The sequence below is a fragment of the Citricoccus sp. I39-566 genome, from assembly GCF_031432995.1.
In the GTDB taxonomy this organism is placed as follows: Bacteria; Actinomycetota; Actinomycetes; order Actinomycetales; family Micrococcaceae; genus Citricoccus; species Citricoccus nitrophenolicus_A.
Window position 1 is genome coordinate 2871649 of the sequence record NZ_CP133842.1, and the last position, 18369, is coordinate 2890017.

Genomic DNA, 18369 nt, shown 5'->3' on the forward strand with positions numbered 1-18369 from the left:
CGACTCAGCCCTCCGGTGCCTCGTCCGGCTCTGAGTCGGCGCCGGACATCCCCCGGCCCGTCGCGTGGCTCACGCCGTTGAGGAAGGCCATGGCCTCCAGTTGCCGCGGATAGCGGTTCGCCATCGCGTGGAAGGCCGCCGAGTGGTCCGCGTGCTTCAGGTGCACGAGCTCGTGCACGAGAACGCCGTCCACCACCCATCCGGGCATGGCGGCCACCTCGGAGGAGATCCGGATGCGGCCCGTGCTCGGGGTGCAGGAGCCCCATCGGCGTTGCTGACGGGTGGACCACACCACCTCCCGCGGATCCACCTCGCCGCCGAGCCATCTGGCGGCCAGCTCGCGGGCCCGGGCCAGGAGCTCGGTGTCAGCTCCCGCCCCGGTCGGCCGGCGCGAGGCGACCTTCGTGAGCATCTTGCGCGCCCAGTCCCGTTCGGCGTCCGGGCCCAGGCCCATCGGCACGGACACCTGGATCACCCCGTCCCGCCAGGCGGCGGAGATCGTCCTGGTGCGCCGCGAGGACCGCACGATCCGCACCGTGGTGCCGTCCACCTGAAGGTCCTCGGTCTCCCGCACGGTCCGGACCGGGGCACGCCGCCGGCCGGTGCTCGGCGGTCCGCCCGTCCATGAAGAGGTCATGGACCCATTCTGCCGCCGACGCCGCGCCGCCGAGAACCACGCCCCCGCCGCTGTGGACATCCCGGGCCCCCGCGGCCCGTACGGATGAGCCTGTGGATATCCCCGGCGCGCCAGGGGCCGACGGTGCCACGATGGGACGGCGGCCCGCACCGGCCGCCCTGCTTCCCGGCAGGCCTCCCGTCCGACGTGTCAGTCCCGTCAGTCCCGTCAGACCCGTCAGAGAGGACTCCGATGCGCCTTGACCCCGGGCTCACCGTACTGCGGATCGCCGAGCACACCGTCCAGATCGGCTCCGGCACCCGCTCGACGCAGCTCTCCGGTTGCTCTCCCGCCGCCCTGAAGTACCTCGGCCTGCTGGTCCACGGCATCCCGGACGGCCACGAGGCGGACGCGGCCCGACGCTGCCGGCTGGATCCGGCCGATGCGCGTGCCCTCGAGTCCTCCCTCACCGCCTTCCTGCGCCGGCACGAGCCGCCCGCGTCCTCCGGGGCGGGCCATGCCTCCGACGTGCTGGCCGACGACCTGGCCCTAGCCCTGGCCCTCGACGCCGGCCCGACGTCCGCCCCGGAGCTCTCCGACGCCGGGGTCGCCGACGCCGCGGAGCGGACGGCCCACGTCATCGCCTCCCGCCGGGACCTCCAGGTGCAGGTCCTCGGACTCGGCCGCACGGGCGCCGTGGTCGCACGCGTGCTGGCCGCGTCCGGCGTCGGCCGCCTGGCCCTGTGGGACCACGGCGAGGTGACGGTGGCGGATCTGGGCACCGGGTTCCTGACGCCGGACCTGGGCCGCAGCCGCCCCATCGCCCTGTCCCACCGGCTGGACGACGCCGGACTGGACACCGTGATCCTGCCCCTCACCACCCCCACCCGGCCGCGCCCCGGGGGCACCGTCACCGTCTCGGTGACCCGCGGTGTCCCTGATGAGGACTACGTCGCCCTGGCGCGCACCGCCGACCACCCCGTCCTGCCGGTGGTGATGCGGGATGACGACGCCCTCGTCGGGCCCTGGTTGGTGCCCGGCCTGGGCGGGTGCCCGCTGTGCTGGGACCTCGCCGCCCGCCAGACCGACCCACTCCGGGTCTCACGCTCCGCCGCACTGGCCGGGCAACGGGCCGGGCGGGAGGACGTGGGCCTGGCGACGGTGGCTGGGGGCCTGGCCGCACGGCAGGTCGTGCGCTGGGCCGAGACGGGGACGGTCAGCGCGGGATCGGTCCTGCAGGTGCATGGTGACGGCAGCCGGGTGGACACGCTCGCGGTGGCCTCGCATCCGGACTGCGGCTGCGGGCCACCGGGTGACGCAGTCTGACCTGGCCTGACCCGCCCGTCAGGCGGTCGGGATGCCGTTGACGAGCTCCAGCACGTCCTGGCCGTATTTCTCCAGCTTGGACGTGCCCACCCCGGGGATGCGCAGCAGTTCGGCCGGGGACTTCGGCTCGGCCTCGGCGATGGCCACGAGCGTGGCGTCCGTGAAGATCACGAAGGCCGGCATGGACGCCGCCTGCGAGGTGCTCAGCCGCCACGCCTTCAGGTTCTCGAACAGGCCCTCGTCATAGGTCGGGGGGCAGTCCAGGCACCGGCCCGTCTTGCGCTCCGCCCCGGTCTCCAGGGTCTTCCCGCAGGAACGGCACTGCACCGGGTGGGAGCGCTTCCGGCCGGCACCGCGCCCACCGGGACCGCCGGCGCCGGAGGCGCCCGGCCGCCGTCGTGCCGGGGTGGTCCGGGCCCCGTGCCGGGAATCTGCCTCCGGGTCCAGCGAGTCCAGGAAGCGGGAGGGCTTGCGGGTGGAGCGGCCGCCGGTGCCGCGGGCCAGCGTCCAGGAGAGGAACAGCCGCAGCCGCGCGCGGGTGATGCCCACGTAGAGCAGCCGGCGCTCCTCGTCGATGTCCTCCTGCGTGTCCGCGAAGCTGATCGGCATCAGCCCCTCGGACAGCCCGACGAGGAACACGGCGTCCCACTCGAGGCCTTTGGCGGAGTGCAGCGAGGCGAGCGTGATGCCCTGCACGGTGGGGGCATGCTGGCTGGCGGCACGTTCGTCCAGCTCGGCCACGAGGTCCGTGACGGTGAACTGGTCACCACGGGCGGAGGCGAGCTCCTCGGACAGCGCGACCAGGGCGTTGAGGGACTCCCACTTCTCCCGGGTGGCGCCGGAGACCTTCGGCGCCTCCTCGGTATAGCCGAGGGAGGCGAGCACGTCCTTGACCCGGCCCGGGACCTGGTCTCCCGCCACGTCCTGGGCGGACCGGGCGGCGGCGCGGAGCTGGAGGATGCCGTCGCGGACCTCACGGCGGGAGAAGAACCGCTCGCCGCCGCGCAGCTGGTAGCTGATGCCCGCGGCGGTGCACGCGGACTCCAGCGCCTGTGACTGCCCGTTGGTGCGGAACAGCACGGCGATCTCGGCGGCCTGGATGCCGTCCGCGAGCAGTTGCTGGACCTGGCCGGCCACCCAGCCGGCCTCCGCCTCGTCGTCCGCGCATTCGGCGAACACCGGGCCCGGTCCGTGGTCCCGCTGGGAGAGCAGCTCCAGTGGCTCGGCCCAGCGGGGCATCGGTCCGCGGGTGCCGTCCGGGCCCGGGACCGGGACCCGTTGGCGGGTGCGCTCGGCGAGCAGCCGGTTGGCCAGGTCCACGATCTCCGGGGTGGAACGGTAGTCCCGGACCAGCTTGACCACGGTGGCGTCGGGGTGCTGCTGGCGGAAGTCGAGCAGGAAGCGGGAGGTGGCGCCGGTGAAGGAGTAGATGGTCTGGGAGGCGTCCCCCACCACGCACAGCTCGTTGCGGCCACCGAGCCAGAGGTCGAGCAAGCGGTGCTGCAGCGGGGAGACGTCCTGGTACTCGTCCACGATGAAGACGCGGTACTGGTCCCGGATCTGGGCCGCGATCCTCGGCTCGGTCTCGAGGATGCCGACCATGATCAGCAGGACGTCCTCGAAGTCGATGAGGTTCCGGTCCGTCTTGACGTCCTCATAGCCCTGGAACAGCCGGGCCACGCCGTTGGCGTCCCAGCCGGTGGGCATCTGGCGTCCGGCCGCCGCTGCCGCGTACGAGTCCGGGGTGCGCATGGAGACCTTGGCCCATTCGATCTCCCCGGCGAGATCCCTCAGGGAGGCCCGGTCCGTGGTGGTACGCAGCCGGCGGGCGGCCTCGGCCAGCAGGTTCACCTTGTGGTCCACCAGTTCGGGCACGGTCCCGCCGACCGCCTGGGGCCAGAAGAACTGCAGCTGGCGCAGGGCCGCGGAGTGGAAGGTGCGGGCCTGCACGCCGTGGGCTCCGAGGTCCCGCAGGCGGGTGCGCATCTCGGCGGCAGCCCGGGCGGTGAAGGTCAGGGCCAGTGTCCGGTGCGGGTCATACACGCCGGTCTGCACCCCGTAGGCGATGCGGTGGGTGATGGCGCGGGTCTTGCCCGTGCCGGCGCCGGCGAGGATGCACACCGGTCCGTTCAGGGCGGTGGCGGCCTGGCGTTGTTCGGCGTCCAGGCCGGCCAGGATGTCAGTGGTGGTCTCAGTCACGGTGCTCCGGTGGATGGTGTCAGTTCTGCAGGGTGCGCGGCTCGGGCAGCGCACCGCCGAACCAGTGTTCGATCAGGGCGCGGGAGATCGAGGCGGACCCGGGAAGGGTGATCTCGCCCTCGCCGACGGCCTGCGCCAGTTCCTCGCGGGTGAACCAGCGGACGTGGGCGACCTCCTCCCGGTCAGCCGCCGCGTCCTCGGGGTGGTCCGTGACGGCGGTGTAGCCCAGCATGAGCGACTGGGGGAACGGCCACGGCTGGGAGCCGAGGTAGACGGGCGAGTGGATCCTGAGGTTGGACTCCTCGTGGACCTCGCGGACCACGGCCGCCTCCAGTGACTCGCCGGGTTCCACGAAGCCCGCGAGCGTGGAGTACATCCGCGGCCCCCAAGCCACGTTGTTGCCCAGCAGCACCCGGTCCTGGTGGTCCGTGACCGTGACGATGATGGCCGGGTCGGTGCGCGGGAAGTGCTGGGATTGATCCCGGGGGCAGACCCGGACCCAGCCGGACTGGGTGATGTCCGTGGGCGTGCCGCACTGCGGGCAGTGGGTGTGCACGGCGTGCCAGTTGGCGATCGCCACGGCCTCGGCGAAGACGCCGGCGTCGCGGTCCGTCAGGGCCGCGGCCACCTCCCGCAGGCCCACCCAGGCGATGTCCTCCGGCTCGGCCACCGGCTGGCCGCCGGCCTCGCCGGCTCGGAGCGGCGGGTGGTCCTCGGAGACCAGCAGGATCAGTTCCGCCCGGGGTCCGGTCCCGGGCGCGACGTCGGCCGTGGACCGTCCCAGGTACACCGCACCGTCCGGCAGCTCGCCCTCCGGCCGGGTCAGCACGAGCTGTCCGCCCAGGACCGGCGCCCGGCCTCCGCTGACCCACAGCACCCGGGCCTCGTCCCGCGCCCAGACCTGCTCCAGCCAGCCCTCGCGGGCCCGGGCCTCACAGCCCCGGTCCACCTCCGCACGGGCCAGGGGCAGTCGCCCGAGGACGGGCAGGATCTCTTCGGGGGTGCGCATGCCTCCACGGTACCGCTCGTCCCGGACACCGTTCCTCCCCACCGGCACTCCCTGTGGACGGCCGCGTGGACGGCCGCGTCCACGCGGCCGGGGCCCGTCATGGTCCGGACATTCGGCGACTCGCCGCGCCCGAGCCAGCCCGCTGCGGGGCCGGGAACGTACCGTGGTGGATGTGAACCGTACGCCCATGGAACTTGCTGCCTTGGCCAGCGCCGCCATCCCGGACCTGTCCCCGACCGGTGTGGTCGGATCCCCGGACGATCCCCGGGACTTCTCGGCCGCCGTCGTGTTCGACCGGCAGGGGAGCCGGTGGCGCGTGCGCTCCCCGCTGCATGAGGAAGCCGCCATGCGGCTGGAGACCGAGCTGCAGGTGCTCTCCGGATTCACCGCCGGCATCCGCGCCGGCCTGCCTTTCCGGGTGCCCTCGGTGGCCGGGGCCGTGCGCCTCGACGGCATGCGCACCTTCGTCTACCACGACATGCCCGGAGTGGAGATGGAGCTGGAGGACCTCACGGAGCTCGGCGGCAAGACCGCGGAGGACATCGGGCGGGTCATCGCGGCGGTGCACGCCCTGCCCGCGGACGTGGTGGAGAACGCCGACCTGCCCGTCTACTCCGCAGACCAGTTCCGCCAACGCCGTCTCAATGAACTGGACCAGGCGGCGACCACGGGGCGCATCCCCTCGGTGCTGCTGCGCCGCTGGGAGAACGCCCTGGAGGAGATGGAGCTCTGGGACTTCACCCCGGTGGTGACCCACGGTGACCTGCACGAGGACAACCTGCTCGTGGACCACGATCGCCTGGTCTCCGTCACCGGGTGGACGGACCTGCACATCGGCGATCCCGCGGAGGACTTCGCCTGGCTCGCCTCCTCCGGAAACCAGTCCTTCACCGAGGAGGTCGTGACCGCCTACTGGCAGCACCGCTCCGGTGGAACCGTGCAGGACGAGCACCTACTGCGGCGGGCCGTGCTGGCCGCCGAGTTCGCCCTGGCGCAGTGGCTCGTGCGGGGCCTGGCCGCCGAGGACGAGGACATGTCCGCCGAGGCCGAGGCCATGCTGGGCGAGCTGCAGGCCGACGTGGAGGAGCACGGGGGCCAGGAGATCAGTGCCGCCCCCGCCGGGCCGCGGGCCGTGCCGGCCCCGGAGGCCGAGGTAACGCCCCGGGAGGAGGCTGCCGAAGAGGACGCCTCGGACGAGGCACCGGCCGAGGTTGATCCCTCCCCCGAGGTCCGGGATTCCGAGCTCGACGGTTCCGCGGCCGACGACCTGGATGATGCCGTCATCGTCGAGCGGGGCACGCAGCACGAGCCGGTGGCGGTGGGCCACGTCGAGTCCGCGGATCCGGCTGAAACCGGGGACGTGGCCGAGGATCCCGCCGACGCCGAGCCGACGGCCGACACCGACGACGATGCCGAGGCCGTCAGCGAGACGGCGGACGGGCCGGAGCCCGATGAGACCGCTGAGACTGTGGAGCCCTCGACCACGGCCCTGGACCTGGACGAGGTCCGCCAGCTCGATATCCGCCGTCCGACGAACCCCTCCTGACCACCGCCGCCCCGGCGGTCAGGTCCCCGACGGGTTGACCGCCGCCGCCAGGATGGCCTCCAGCTCCTCCTCCCCCGCGAGGTCGTGGAGTGACTTCTCCACGCCGTGGGCCACGTAGACGAAGCTGGCGCTGATGTGCTCCAGGGGGATGCCGTGCAGGCGGGACCACGCCAGCCGGTAGACGGCTAGCTGCAGGGACTTGATCCTCAGGTCGCGTCCGGTGGGCACGGCGCCCGTCTTCCAGTCCACGAGCTCCCAGCGGGCGGCCGGATCGTTCGGCACCTGCGGTGAACCCCCCGCGCGGAAGACGGCGTCGATACGGCCACGCAGCGTCACTCCCCCGACCGTGGTCTCGACCGGCGGCTCGATGTAGGCGGGAAGCCGGTCCGCCCACCGGCTGGCCAGGAAGCTCTGCTTCATGGGCTCCAGGTCCAGCGCGTCCTCCACCCAGTGGTCCGCCGAGTCCTCGGGGTCGTCGAAGTCGAGCATCCCGGTGGCACCGAAGTGGTCCTCCACCCAGGCGTGGAACGCGGTCCCCCGGCGAGCCGCATGGGCCGGGGGCCGGGGCATGGGCCGGCGGAGCTGACGGGCCAGGGCCTCGGGATCGTTCGCCATCTCCACGAAGGTGGAGGCGCTGACGTGGCCGGGCAGCTCCACGAGCCGTCCGCGGTGGTTGACGGGGGCGGAGCGTTCGAGGACCCACTCGACCTGACGGGCCAGGTCGTCGGCCCCGACCCCCACCTCGTCCGAGGTCACCTCCGATGCCTCCTCCCGGGCCTCGTCCCGCACCTCTTCCGCCGGCAGGGGGTCGGCCGACCGCACCCACCGTGCGGCCTCCTGCACCGCCCGGCGGCGCGGCCGGGACCGGGGGGGCAGGGCCGTCGCCCGCTCCAGCGCCTCCGGGGCGGACGGGTCCATCACCAGCACCTCCGGGCCGTCGAGGGGGTCGAAGGGCCACCAGGCCACGAGCTTCCGGTGCGCGAAGGGGTTCTCCTCCCCCACCTCCTCGGGCGTGGCCCACGGTCCGGTCACCACGTGGACGCCGTCCGTGGCCTCCAGCAGCTCGTTCAGGAACGGAGACGGCACGGACGGCGTCTTGGTGTCCCCCCGCCAATGGCTGCCGCTGAGCAGCAGCAGTGTCCGCGCGCGCGTGAAGGCCACGTAGGCGAGGCGTCGCTCCTCCTCCAGATGGTGGGCCGCGGCGAGGTCCCGGTAGGAGTCGGGATACTCTTCCTTCTGGTGCTTCAGGCTCCACCCCACCGCGTGGCCGGCCCAGTCGCGCTGGTTCGACCACGCGGTGTCCCACTGCGGCAGGCTGTTCGCGTCCCCCCGCAGCCGCCAGGGCAGGTGCCCGGACTTCTCCGCCGTCCAGGTGTCCACGGTCTTGCCGGGGAACTGGCCGTCCACCAGCCCCGGCACCGCCACGACGTCCCATTCCAGGCCCTTGGAGGCGTGCGCGGTCAGCAGCTGGACGGCCTCGTGGCTGGGTTCGGTCCCGGCCATCCCGAGCCCCTTCTCCCGTTCCTGGGCCGCCTCGAGCCAGGCGAGGAACGCGGTGAGGTCGGCGCCCGAGCCCTCCACGGCCCCCTGGGTGAAGTCGCGGGCGGCGTCGAGGAAGCCGTCCAGGTGACGCCGCGCCGTGACGCCGGTGGCGCCGGGCCGAGCGGCGACCTCGATGTCCAGGCCGAGGGTGGACTCCACCATCCGGATGAGGGCGGTGAGCTCCAGGCCTGTCTGCCCGGACAGGTACCGCAGCTCCCGGGACAGGCGCTCGAGCCGCGATCTCCCCTCGGCGCTGAAGGCCCGTCCGGCGGCGTCGGTCCACCCCGGTTCGGGCAGCCAGTCCAGTGCCTCGATGAGCGAGGACGACTCGGCGTCCTCCTCCGGCGAGGTGTCCTGCCCGGCTTCCCCCCGGTCCTCCGGCTCCTGCGGGTCTCGGGGCGCCCCGGAGGAGCGCCGGTTCCGTTCCAGGGCGGAGGCGCGTGCCTGCAGCACCACCAGGTCTGCCGTGCCGATGCGCCACCGGGCCCCGGTCAGCAGGCGCATCAGGTAGTCCGACCGGCTGGGGTCGGAGATCACCTGGAGCACAGCGATGACGTCGGCCACCTCCGGCACGGAGAGCAGGCCGGACAGTCCGAGCACCTCGTAGGGCACCCCCGCCTGGTCCATGGCCTCCATGAGGGGTTCGAACTGACCCCGGGTGCGGCACAGGATCGCCCGCGTGGGCCGCTGGACCGGGGGCAGGCCGTCGCCGCCGGCCTCCTTCAGGGCGGCGACGACGGCCGCGGCCTCCGCTTCAGAATCCGGCAGCCATGCGGCGCGCACCTCGCCGTCCACGGCGACCGGTGAGGCGGTCAGCGGCCTGACCTGGATCCCGCCCACCGGCGCGCTGCGCAATGGGCCGGCCACGGTGTTGGCCGCGGCCAGGATGGTGTGGGAGTTGCGCCACGCGGTGGTCAGGTAGCTGACCGGGGCGGACTCCAGCGCACCGTCCGGGCGGGGGACGCCGAACAGCCGCGGGAACGCGAACAGCTGACCCGCCGAGGCGCCGCGGAACCCGTAGATCGACTGGTGGGGGTCGCCCACGGCGGTGACCGGGTGACCCGCCCCGCCGTACAGGCCGCGGAACAGCTCGAGCTGGGCGTGGGAGGTGTCCTGGAACTCGTCCAGCAGGACCACCCGGTACCGGGACCGCTCGATCTGGCCCACGGCCGGGACGTCCTGTGCGATCCGGGCGGCGAACCGCACGAGGTCGCCGAAGTCCATGACCCCGGCGTCCAGGGTGGCCTGCCGGTAGGAGACCACCAGCTCGGCCATGACCCGGCGCAGCCGGAGCATGGTGAAGATCTTGGTGACGTCGGCATGGCTCCCCTCGGCCTTCTTGGCGTCGTAGGGCAGCGACTCCCCGAAGCGGTGCTGCTCGGCGAGGAACTCCTCCACCCGGTCCGGTTCCACCAGGTGCTCGGCGCAGTCCGCCGCCAGCTTGATGGCGCTGCTGACCAGGCTGGAGGCCGCGATGTTCGCGAAGCCGAGGTCCCCCTCGTAGGCCCGGACGATCCGCGACATGACCTGGTAGGACTGGGCCTCGCCGATCATCCCGGTGTCCGGTTCCAGGCCGATGCGCATCCCGTGGTCCCGCACGAGCGTGTTGGCGTAGGAGTGATAGGTGGAGACGCTGGCCCGCGCGGCACCCTCCGAGAGCATCCCGTCGCCACCCTCGTGGCCCTCACCACCGGGACCACCCTCCGGGAGCTCGAGTCCGGCCTCCGTCAGCAGGTCCAGCTTGCGGTTGATGCGCTGGGCCAGTTCTCCGGCGGCCTTGCGGGTGAAGGTCACGCCGAGGACCTGATCCGGGGCCACGAAGCCGTTGGCCACGAGCCACACCACGCGGTCGGACATGGTGGCGGTCTTCCCGGACCCGGCTCCGGCCACCACCAGCAGCGGCTGCAGCGGGGCGCTGATCACCGCCGACTGTTCCGCGGTGGGGGCGTGCTGCCGCAGCAGCCCGGCCAGGTCCTCCGGGCTGTACCGCGCGCTGCTGACGTCCGGGACGGGATCCGGGCAGGGAGCGGGCTCAGGGCTCATCGGTGCCATTCGGTGGTCTGCCTTCCCTCGCTGTGGATGGGGCACAGCGCCGGCAGCGCGCACCGCGGGTTGGCGGCTCCCCCGTGGACGGCCAGGAACCGGGGACCGACCATGGCGGCCGCGGCCGTGAAGATCTGCTCGAGGGCCCAGTTGTGGTCCCGTTCCAGGGCCGCCTGCCCCTGGATCTTGACGTTCTTGTTGGCGGTGCGCAGCTGGACGAGGGCGGCCCCGCCCGGCTCCGTGGGTCGGCCGAAGTCCTCGGCGGGCAGCGCCCCCGCGGCGATGGCCGCCTGGTACACGCCGAGCTGCGGCAGCTCCTCCAGGTCCTTCGCCGTGGGTGCGTGCTTTCCGGTCTTGAGGTCGATCACGTAGGGGCGGCCCTGGCTGTCCTGCTCGAGGCGGTCGATGCTGCCCCGGATCTGGACCCGCAGCCCGTCCCGCTCCAGTTCCTGCTGGAAGCGGTGCTCCACGTCCACCACCGTGCGGCCGTCCTGCTCCATCTGCCGCAGGTACCCCACGAAGAGCTCGATCATGCGCCGCGCCTCCCGGGCCACCCGCTCGGACTCCCAGCCCGGTTCCAGCCCGAGGTCCGGCAGTCGCCGTTCGAGTTCGGCCAGCAGGTCCTCGGCCGGTCCCCGGGGGAAGGCCTCCGCGATGGCGTGGATGAACGTGCCGATGGACTGCGCCTGGGTGCTCCCCGCCTGCCCCCCGGCGTGGTAGACGAACCAGTTCAGCGGCGACTGCAGCGCCGTCTCCACCCGCGAGGGCGAGACCGGGACCGGGGACGTCGCCGTATCCACGAGCGGTTCCTCGGTGGACAGCGGCAGCAGCCCCCACCACTGCCCCGGGTCCGCGCCGCGGATCCCCTCCGCCGCCAGCCGGGCCAGGGCCGCGGCGGCCTGCCGCACCCGGGGTGGGGGGCCGGCGTCGGGCCCGGGATGGCCGGTCTCCCCGCCGGGACCGCCGCCCGGCAGCGTCTCGTGCGCCGCTTCCTCCAGCTCCCGGCGCAGGCCCGCGACGAGGGCGCCGGCGGTGATCGGCCGCGGCACCTCGGTCAGCGGGCGTGGCGTGTCCGGGCTCCGCCACGGCTCGATCAGGTCGAGGAAGTCGGAGGGCTGGTGGTCCTCCGAGGCCACGGCGATGCCGATCACCCGCCGGCGGGCGCGGGAGAGCGCCGTGGCGAAGCTGCGCAGCTCGTCCTGGCGCACCTCGGCCAGCCGGGACCGCTGGTCCGTCCGGGTGGTCCGGCCCTGGGCCACATCGGCCAGGTCGGTGGCGCCCAGCAGCTGGCCGCGCAGTCGCGTGTTGGGCCAGACGCCGTCCTGCAGTCCCGCGATGATCACCACGTCCCACTCCTGCCCCGCGGCGGTCGCGGGGGTCACCACGGCCACGGACCCCTCCTGGGAGGACGTCGAGGCGAGGGAGTCCATCGGCAGGTCCTGGGCCTCCATGTAGTCTGCGAAGGCCTGCGGGGAGGCCCCCGGAAACTGGTCCACGTACCGCTCGGCGGCCTGGAAGAGCCCCACGACGGCGTCCAGATCGCGGTCCGCCCGCCGGGCCGCGGCACCGGTGCCGGTGACGGCCTCCCGCTCCCAGCGGGCGGGCCGGTCGGAGGCGTCCCAGAGGGCCCAGAGCACCGACTCGGCGGTGGCCGCCGGATCCTGCGCCGCGGCGCGGCCGGCCAGCACCATCCGGGCGATGCGCTGCACGCCCGCACCGGGAACCGGATGTCCGGCGAGTGCCTCGGGGTCCTCGAAGGCGTCCAGCAGCAGTTCGGTGCTCGTGCGGGTGCCGCCGGCGGAGCGCTCCTGCTGCAGCAGCCGCTGGCGCAATTGGCGCAGGTGCAGCGCGGTGGCCCCGCCGTAGCGGCCACCGGCCAGCCAGAGGGCCGTCTCGCTGTCCAGCCGGGACTCCGGCGACTCCGGGGCGGCGGAGACCGTGCGCAGCAGGGACAGCAGGGGCGTCACGGCCGGCTCGGTCTTCAGCACGGTGTCCGCCACGGAGCGGTTGACCGGGACGCCCTCCGCCTCCAGGTAGCGCGCGAGCTCGGCCACGAGAGGCCCCGAGCGGGCGATCACGGCCATGCTCCCGAGCGGGACCCCGCCCCGATGGTGCAGGTGCAGCAATTGCTGGAGCACCAGCAGCTGCTCGTGCGGGGGCGAGGCCACCAGGTGCGCGGTGGCGCCGTGGAACCGGCGGGTGGCGGGGACGCCGGGGGCCGACCTCCCCTCGGAGGCCGGCGCCGCGTCAGCAGGCGGTACGCGGTCCGCGTCCGCCGAGGTCATCCCCTGGCGCATCTCGAGGGTGCCCGGCAGTGCGGGGATCCGGCGGGCCACCCGTCGCCAGGCCTGCAGCACGTCCCCGTCCATCCGGTAGCCGGTCCTCAGCAGGTGGGTGCGCCCCTCGGTCGAGTCGACTCGAGGGAGCAGGCACCCGGGGTAGTCCCGCACCAGGTCCGGTCGGGCGCCGCGGAACCCCTGGACCACGGTGTCCGGGCTGGCCAGCGCCACCACGTCCTGGCCGGTGCCCAGGGCCCGGATGAGGCGGTGCACGGCCGGGGTGGCCTCCTGCAGGTCGTCGACGACGATCACGGGCAGGCTCCTCCGCTCACCCGCCAGCAGCTCCGGGTTCTCCTCGAGCAGGAGGCAGGCGGTGGTGAGCAGGCCGGCCGGGTCGAAGGCCTCGCTCATGCCGAGGTCCAGCCGGTCACGGTAGTCCTGGAGCAGCACGGCGGCGGCCACCCACTCGCCCCGCCGGTGCCGCTCGCCCAGGTCCTCGAGTTGACCGGGCTCGATCCCGTACTCGCTCGTGCGGTCGATCAGCTCGCGCACCTCCCTGCGGAAGCCCCGGGTCGGCACGGCCTCTGCCAGATCGGCGGGCCAGTCCGGTCCCCCGCGCTCCCCGGCGGCATAGGACTCCAGCAGTTCCGCGATCACCGTGTCCTGCTCCGCCCCGGAGAGCAGCCGCGGGGTCCGCTGCACCGCGGGCAGGAATCCGGCGGTCCGGGCCCGCCGGATCAAATCGAAGGCATAGGCCGCCCAGGTCCGCACGGGCGTGGACGTCCGCGTGCCCCGGCCGCCATGGTCCAGCCGCACGGACAGGGCGTCCCGGAGACGGGCCGAGGCCTGCCGCGTGGGGGTGAGCACGAGCAGCCGCTCCGGCTCGAGACCGGCCTCGATGCGCCGGGCGGCGTACTCCACGGCCAACGCGCTGCGACCCGTCCCGGGACCGCCCAGCACCAGCACCGGCCCGTGCCCCGGCGCCAGGTCCAGGACCCGTTGCTGCTCGGCGTTCGGGCTCAGCGGCTCCACCCGGACCACGCGCGGCGCGGTCAGTCGCAGGGCATCCTGATGGTCTTCGGCGGGCATGCCCTCATTCAACCAGCACCCGCGGACACGTTTGCGCGCGGTTTGCCCGGCCGTCACCGGCAGACCGACTCGGGGTCATGTTCCTGCGCTGGGCTGTCGGCACCGTCTCCGGCATCCGCGGTCCCTCCCCGCGGCAGTCCACCCTGACTCCCACCGAGAGAAGACCCATGACGAAGAATCCTGCGCGCCCGGCCCCCCTCAACATCGCCGGTGCAGCACTGGCCGCCTCGGCCCTCCTGCTGTCCACCTCCGCTCCGGCGGCAGCGGACGGCCGCCACCCCTCTGACCGGACCATCACGGTGGCCAGCTTCAACATCCACCACGGCGCGGACTCCGAGGACGTGCTGGACCTGGACCGCATCGCCGCGGACATCGAGTCCATGGATGTGGACGTCATCGGGCTGCAGGAGGTGGACCGGCACTGGGGCGAGCGCTCCGACTTCCAGGACCAGGCCGCCGAGTTGGCCGGGATGCTCGGCATGGACCACTGCTACGCCGCCAACCTGGACGAGGATCCCGCCGAGCCGGGCCAGGAGCGCCGCCAGTACGGCACCACGATCCTGTCCAAGCACCGGCTGCAGGACTGCCAGAACACTCCGCTGCCGAAGGTCGAGGGCGGCGAGCAGCGCGGACTGGCACAGGCGGATCTCACAGTCCGCGGCTCGAAGTTCACCTTCTACAACACCCATCTCACCCACCGCGGAGACCAGGGCGAAGACCGCATGCAGCAGTTCGACGCCGTCAACGAGATCGTGGCCGGCTCCGGTCGGCCGGGCGTCCTCGTCGGTGACCTCAACGCCACCCCGGACTCGCCCGAGTACGCCACCTTCACGTCACTGTTCAACGACGTCTGGACCGAAGCGGGCACCGGGGACGGCTTCACCTTCGCCCCGGAGGACCCGGACCGTCGCATCGACTACGTCCTGGCCACCCCGGAGATCTCCCCGCTGACGGCCGAGGTTCCGGAGGTCTACTCCTCGGACCACCTCCCCGTGGTCGCCGAGGTGACGCTGCCGCATCCGGGCGACCGGAACCGGTAACAGGCACCGGCGACCTCGCGGCACCAGCGCCGATCTACCCGAGCCGGCGGCGCAGTTCCGCGAGCACGGCGAGGTCCTCCTCGCCCGGGTCCCACCGGGCCCGGGCGAGGTCCACGCGAAGGGGTGCGCCGGCGTCGGGCCCCGGGGTTGAGGTGTCCGGGTTCCCCTTCAGTGGCGTGCACTCCGCCCGGTAGTGGGGCACGGCGCGGGCGGCCAACGACGACGGCAGGGAGCCATCCGCTCGGACGATCCGCCACCAGGGCGTCCCGTCCGGCGCGCCGGACAGGGCCCGGCCCGCCTGGCGCGGGCCGCCGGCGCCCAACAGGCCGGCCAGTCCCCCGTAGGTGACGGCCTGTCCCGGGGGGACGCGGTGCGCGGCGAGCACCAGCGCCTCGGACAGCTCATAGGGTCCGGGCGGCAGGCCGGCGAAGGCCGGGGTGTCCTCAGCAGACGGCATGTCCTCCACAGGCGACCATTCTGCCCTCCCGGTCCACACGCCAGGGACACGCCGCATCCCACGCCCCGCGGACGGGTAGCGTGGGTCCTGTGAGCGACGTCGCAGCCCCGATACCAGCCTCTCTGGCCGTCCCCTGGCATCAGCAGATCCGCCTCGGCTTCGACCTGGAGACCACCGGCCGCGATCCGGAGGAGGCGCTCGTGGTGACGGCGTCCCTCGTGGTGGTGGATCCGCACGGGCGGCTCGCCGCCGCCTACGAGTGGCTGGTGGACCCGGGCGTGCCGATCCCCGCGGAGGCCGCCGCCGTGCACGGGGTGACCACGGAGAAGGCGCAGGCCGAGGGGATGCCGGCGGATCAGGCCGTCGTGGAGATCGCTGACACCCTGCGGGACTTCTTCGACGCGGGCATCCCCGTGATCGCGTTCAACGCCTGCTACGACTTCACCGTGATGGACCGGGAGCTGGCCCGCCGTGGCCTGCAGCCGCTGCAGAATCAGTGGATCATCGATCCGTACATCATCGACAAGCAGGTGGACCGGTACCGCAAGGGCAAGCGCACGCTCACGGATGTCTGCACCGTCTACGGCGTCGAGCTGCTGGACGCCCACACCTCGGCCGCGGACTCCCTGGCCGCCGTGGGCGTCGCCGACCGGCTGGCGGCGAAGTACCCGCAGCTCCAGGTTCCGCTCGACGAGTTGCACGGGCTCCAGGTGCGGTGGAAGGCCGAGCAGTCGGCCAGCTTCCAGGACTACCTGCGCCGCAAGGACCCCTCGGCCGTGATCAACGGCGACTGGCCGGTGCAGGGGCGGTAGGACTCCTCAGCGACCGGCGGCCCTCAGGCCGTGGCGGCGGCGGCCGCCCGGGCCGCGTGCGGCAGGGCCTCGGCGATCCGGTCCATGGCGGCGTCGTCATGGGCGGCCGAGACGAACCAGGCCTCGAAGACGCTCGGCGGCAGGTACACGCCGTGCTGGAGCATGGCGTGGAAGAACGGGGCGTAGCGGAAGGTCTCCTGCGCCTGGGCCTCGGCGTAGTCGTGCACACCGTTCGCCGACGTCCCGAAGGCCACCGAGAACAGGGTCCCCGCGCGCTGGATGGAGTGGTCCACGCCGGCCTCGGTCAGGGAGCCCACGAGCAACTCCTCGAGCTGCTGCGAGCGCCGGGCGATCGTGTCATAGACCTCGCCCGTGGCGTTCTGCAGCGTGGCCAGTCCCGCGGCCATGGCCACCGGGTTCCCGGAGAGGGTGCCCGCCTGGTACACGGGGCCCAGGGGGGCCAGCAGGTCCATGACCGCGGCCCGTCCGGCCACGGCGGCGGTCGGCATCCCGCCGCCGATGACCTTGCCGAAGGTCCACAGGTCCGGGGTCCAGCCCTCGGGCCGGCCGGAGAGCCCCCAGTAGCCGGTGTCCGAGGCGCGGAATCCGGTGAGGACCTCGTCCCAGATCAGCAGGGCGCCGTGGCGGGCGGTGATCTCCCGCAGGAACCGGTTGAAACCGGGATCCGGGGTGACCACGCCCATGTTGCAGGGGGCGGCCTCAGTGATGACGGCGGCGATCTCCGACCCGCGGGCGGCGAAGACCTCCTCGAGGGCGGCGCGGTCGTTGTAGTCCACCACGAGGGTCTCGGCGGCCTGGGCCTCGGTGACCCCGGCGGAGCCCGGCAGGGACTGGGTGGCCACCCCGGAACCGGCGGCGGCCAGCAGCCCGTCCGAGTGGCCGTGGTAGCAGCCGGCGAACTTCACGATGAGGTGGCGCTCCGTGGCGCCGCGCGCCAGGCGGATGGCGGTCATGGTGGCCTCGGTGCCGGTGGAGACCATGCGCACGCGCTCCACGGGGACCCGCCCGGCAATCAGCTCAGCGAGGCGGTACTCGTCGGGGGTGGAGGTGCCGAAGGACAGTCCGGCGTCCACGGCCCGGTGCACGGCGTCCACCACGGCGGGGTGGTTGTGCCCCAGCAGCATGGGCCCCCAGGAGCAGACCAGGTCCACGTACTCGCGCCCCTCGGCGTCGGTCAGGTAGGGCCCGGCGGCCCTGACCATGGAGACGGGGTCCCCGCCCACGGAGCCGAAGGCCCGGACCGGGGAGTTCACCCCGCCCGGGATGACGGAGCGGGCGGCCTCGTACAGGGCCGCATTCGTGGCCGGTGCGGCGGGGGTGGTGGATTCAGCGGTCATCAGAGCCGTCCTTCCTTGATCCAGCGGGCCAGCTCGGTGGCCCAGTACGTCAGCACGGTGTCGGCGCCGGCCCGGCGGATGGACAGCACGGACTCGGCCACGGCCGCGTCCCGGTCGATCCAGCCGTTCGCGGCGGCGGCCTCGATCATCGCGTACTCCCCGGAGATCTGGTACGCGGAGACGGACACGTCGGAGGCCTCGGCCACGTCCCGCAGGATGTCCAGGTAGCTCATGGCGGGCTTGACCATGACCATGTCGGCCCCCTCGTCCAGGTCCAGGGAGACCTCGAGCAGTGCCTCGCGGCGGTTGGCCGGGTCCATCTGGTAGGTCTTGCGGTCCCCCGTCAGCTGGGAGTCCACGGCCTCGCGGAAGGGGCCGTAGAACGCCGAGGAGTACTTGGCCGCATAGGCGAGGATCGCGGTGTCCTGCCGGCCGGCGTCGTCCAAGGCCTGCCGGATGACGGCCACCTGGCCGTCCATCATGCCGGAGGGACCCACCATGTCTGCGCCGGCCTCGGCCTGGGCCACGCCCATCTGGCCGTAGATCTGCAGGGTGGCGTCGTTGTCCACCACGCCGTCCGCGGTGAGCACCCCGCAGTGACCGTGGTCCGTGAACTCGTCCAGGCACAGGTCGGACATCACCACGACGTCGGCCCCCACCTCCTCCTTGACACCGCGGATCCCGCGGTTGAGGACCCCCTCGGGGTCCAGGGAGGCCGAGCCGGTGGCATCGCGGGTCTCGGGGATGCCGAAGAGCATGATGCCGCCCACGCCCAGCTCCGCCGCCTCGGCGGCCGCCCGCCGCAGGGTCTCCTGCGTGTGCTGCACGACGCCCGGCATGGAGGTGATCGCCACCGGCTCGGTGAGGCCCTCCCGCACGAACACGGGCAGGATCAGGTCCGCGGGATGGAGCCGGGTCTCGGCCACCAGCCGGCGCAGGGCGGCGGTCTGGCGCAGGCGGCGCGGGCGGTGGGTGGGGAAGGCCATGGGATCCTCTGCAGACTCGGGGTGCGGCAGCCGCCGGCAACGGCGGACAACGCGGTCCAGTCTAGGC

12 protein-coding genes are annotated in these 18369 nt (G+C 73.3%); 4 read left to right on the forward strand and 8 right to left on the reverse strand.

The features are described 5' to 3' along the window. Nucleotides 1-4: 4 nt before the first annotated feature. On the reverse strand, nucleotides 5-637 hold the full coding sequence (locus RE421_RS13110) for a M48 family metallopeptidase (protein WP_309810728.1): 633 nt from the start codon (nucleotides 635-637) through the stop codon (nucleotides 5-7). 231 nt (nucleotides 638-868) lie between these two features. Between RE421_RS13110 and RE421_RS13115 the strand changes: the two genes are divergently transcribed. Further along, entirely contained in the window at nucleotides 869-1942 is a 1074-nt protein-coding gene (locus RE421_RS13115; RefSeq protein ID WP_309810731.1) for a ThiF family adenylyltransferase, read from the forward strand. A gap of 18 nt (nucleotides 1943-1960) precedes the next feature. Here RE421_RS13115 and RE421_RS13120 read toward each other — a convergent pair whose 3' ends face one another. Continuing rightward, nucleotides 1961-4141, reverse strand: coding sequence for an ATP-dependent DNA helicase UvrD2 (locus tag RE421_RS13120; RefSeq protein WP_309810734.1), 2181 nt, complete (start codon nucleotides 4139-4141; stop codon nucleotides 1961-1963). Between the two features lie 19 nt (nucleotides 4142-4160). Beyond that, nucleotides 4161-5150, reverse strand: a complete 990-nt coding sequence (gene nudC, locus RE421_RS13125; protein ID WP_309810738.1) for an NAD(+) diphosphatase — start codon at nucleotides 5148-5150, stop codon at nucleotides 4161-4163. 187 nt (nucleotides 5151-5337) lie between these two features. Between nudC and RE421_RS13130 the strand changes: the two genes are divergently transcribed. Next, nucleotides 5338-6696 carry a phosphotransferase gene (locus tag RE421_RS13130; RefSeq protein ID WP_309810741.1) on the forward strand — a complete coding sequence of 453 codons (1359 nt, stop codon included), beginning with the start codon at nucleotides 5338-5340 and terminating at the stop codon, nucleotides 6694-6696. A gap of 18 nt (nucleotides 6697-6714) precedes the next feature. Here RE421_RS13130 and RE421_RS13135 read toward each other — a convergent pair whose 3' ends face one another. After that, nucleotides 6715-10281 (reverse strand): ATP-dependent DNA helicase, encoded by a 3567-nt coding sequence (locus RE421_RS13135; RefSeq protein WP_309810743.1) that lies wholly within the window; start codon nucleotides 10279-10281, stop codon nucleotides 6715-6717. Further along, nucleotides 10278-13649 (reverse strand): PD-(D/E)XK nuclease family protein, encoded by a 3372-nt coding sequence (locus RE421_RS13140; RefSeq protein WP_309810746.1) that lies wholly within the window; start codon nucleotides 13647-13649, stop codon nucleotides 10278-10280. Before RE421_RS13140 ends, RE421_RS13135 begins: the two co-directional genes overlap by 4 nt. Before the next feature lie 167 nt (nucleotides 13650-13816). Here RE421_RS13140 and RE421_RS13145 point away from each other — a divergent pair, with 167 nt between their 5' ends. Further along, nucleotides 13817-14689 (forward strand): endonuclease/exonuclease/phosphatase family protein, encoded by an 873-nt coding sequence (locus RE421_RS13145; RefSeq protein ID WP_309810748.1) that lies wholly within the window; start codon nucleotides 13817-13819, stop codon nucleotides 14687-14689. A gap of 34 nt (nucleotides 14690-14723) precedes the next feature. On the opposite strand, the gene RE421_RS13150 is transcribed toward RE421_RS13145, so the two are convergent. Beyond that, nucleotides 14724-15146 carry an MGMT family protein gene (locus RE421_RS13150; protein ID WP_309810751.1) on the reverse strand — a complete coding sequence of 141 codons (423 nt, stop codon included), beginning with the start codon at nucleotides 15144-15146 and terminating at the stop codon, nucleotides 14724-14726. 89 nt (nucleotides 15147-15235) lie between these two features. Here RE421_RS13150 and RE421_RS13155 point away from each other — a divergent pair, with 89 nt between their 5' ends. Then, nucleotides 15236-15958: a 3'-5' exonuclease gene (locus RE421_RS13155; protein ID WP_396134505.1), complete on the forward strand. Its 723-nt coding sequence runs from the start codon at nucleotides 15236-15238 to the stop codon at nucleotides 15956-15958. Between the two features lie 23 nt (nucleotides 15959-15981). On the opposite strand, the gene hemL is transcribed toward RE421_RS13155, so the two are convergent. Continuing rightward, nucleotides 15982-17316: a glutamate-1-semialdehyde 2,1-aminomutase gene (gene hemL, locus RE421_RS13160; RefSeq protein WP_309810754.1), complete on the reverse strand. Its 1335-nt coding sequence runs from the start codon at nucleotides 17314-17316 to the stop codon at nucleotides 15982-15984. After that, entirely contained in the window at nucleotides 17316-18302 is a 987-nt protein-coding gene (gene hemB / locus RE421_RS13165) for a porphobilinogen synthase (protein WP_309810757.1), read from the reverse strand. The genes hemL and hemB overlap by 1 nt, the downstream gene beginning before the upstream one ends. Between the last annotated feature and the right edge of the window lie 67 nt (nucleotides 18303-18369).

Coding starts and splice junctions, on each gene's coding strand:
- RE421_RS13110 (WP_309810728.1), bottom strand. CDS start 637: ATGACCTCTTCATGGACGGGCGGACCGCCGAGCACCGGCCGGCGGCGT.
- RE421_RS13115 (WP_309810731.1), top strand. CDS start 869: ATGCGCCTTGACCCCGGGCTCACCGTACTGCGGATCGCCGAGCACACC.
- nudC (WP_309810738.1), bottom strand. CDS start 5,150: ATGCGCACCCCCGAAGAGATCCTGCCCGTCCTCGGGCGACTGCCCCTG.
- RE421_RS13130 (WP_309810741.1), top strand. CDS start 5,338: ATGGAACTTGCTGCCTTGGCCAGCGCCGCCATCCCGGACCTGTCCCCG.
- RE421_RS13135 (WP_309810743.1), bottom strand. CDS start 10,281: ATGAGCCCTGAGCCCGCTCCCTGCCCGGATCCCGTCCCGGACGTCAGC.
- RE421_RS13140 (WP_309810746.1), bottom strand. CDS start 13,649: ATGCCCGCCGAAGACCATCAGGATGCCCTGCGACTGACCGCGCCGCGC.
- RE421_RS13145 (WP_309810748.1), top strand. CDS start 13,817: ATGACGAAGAATCCTGCGCGCCCGGCCCCCCTCAACATCGCCGGTGCA.
- RE421_RS13150 (WP_309810751.1), bottom strand. CDS start 15,146: ATGCCGTCTGCTGAGGACACCCCGGCCTTCGCCGGCCTGCCGCCCGGA.
- hemL (WP_309810754.1), bottom strand. CDS start 17,316: ATGACCGCTGAATCCACCACCCCCGCCGCACCGGCCACGAATGCGGCC.
- hemB (WP_309810757.1), bottom strand. CDS start 18,302: ATGGCCTTCCCCACCCACCGCCCGCGCCGCCTGCGCCAGACCGCCGCC.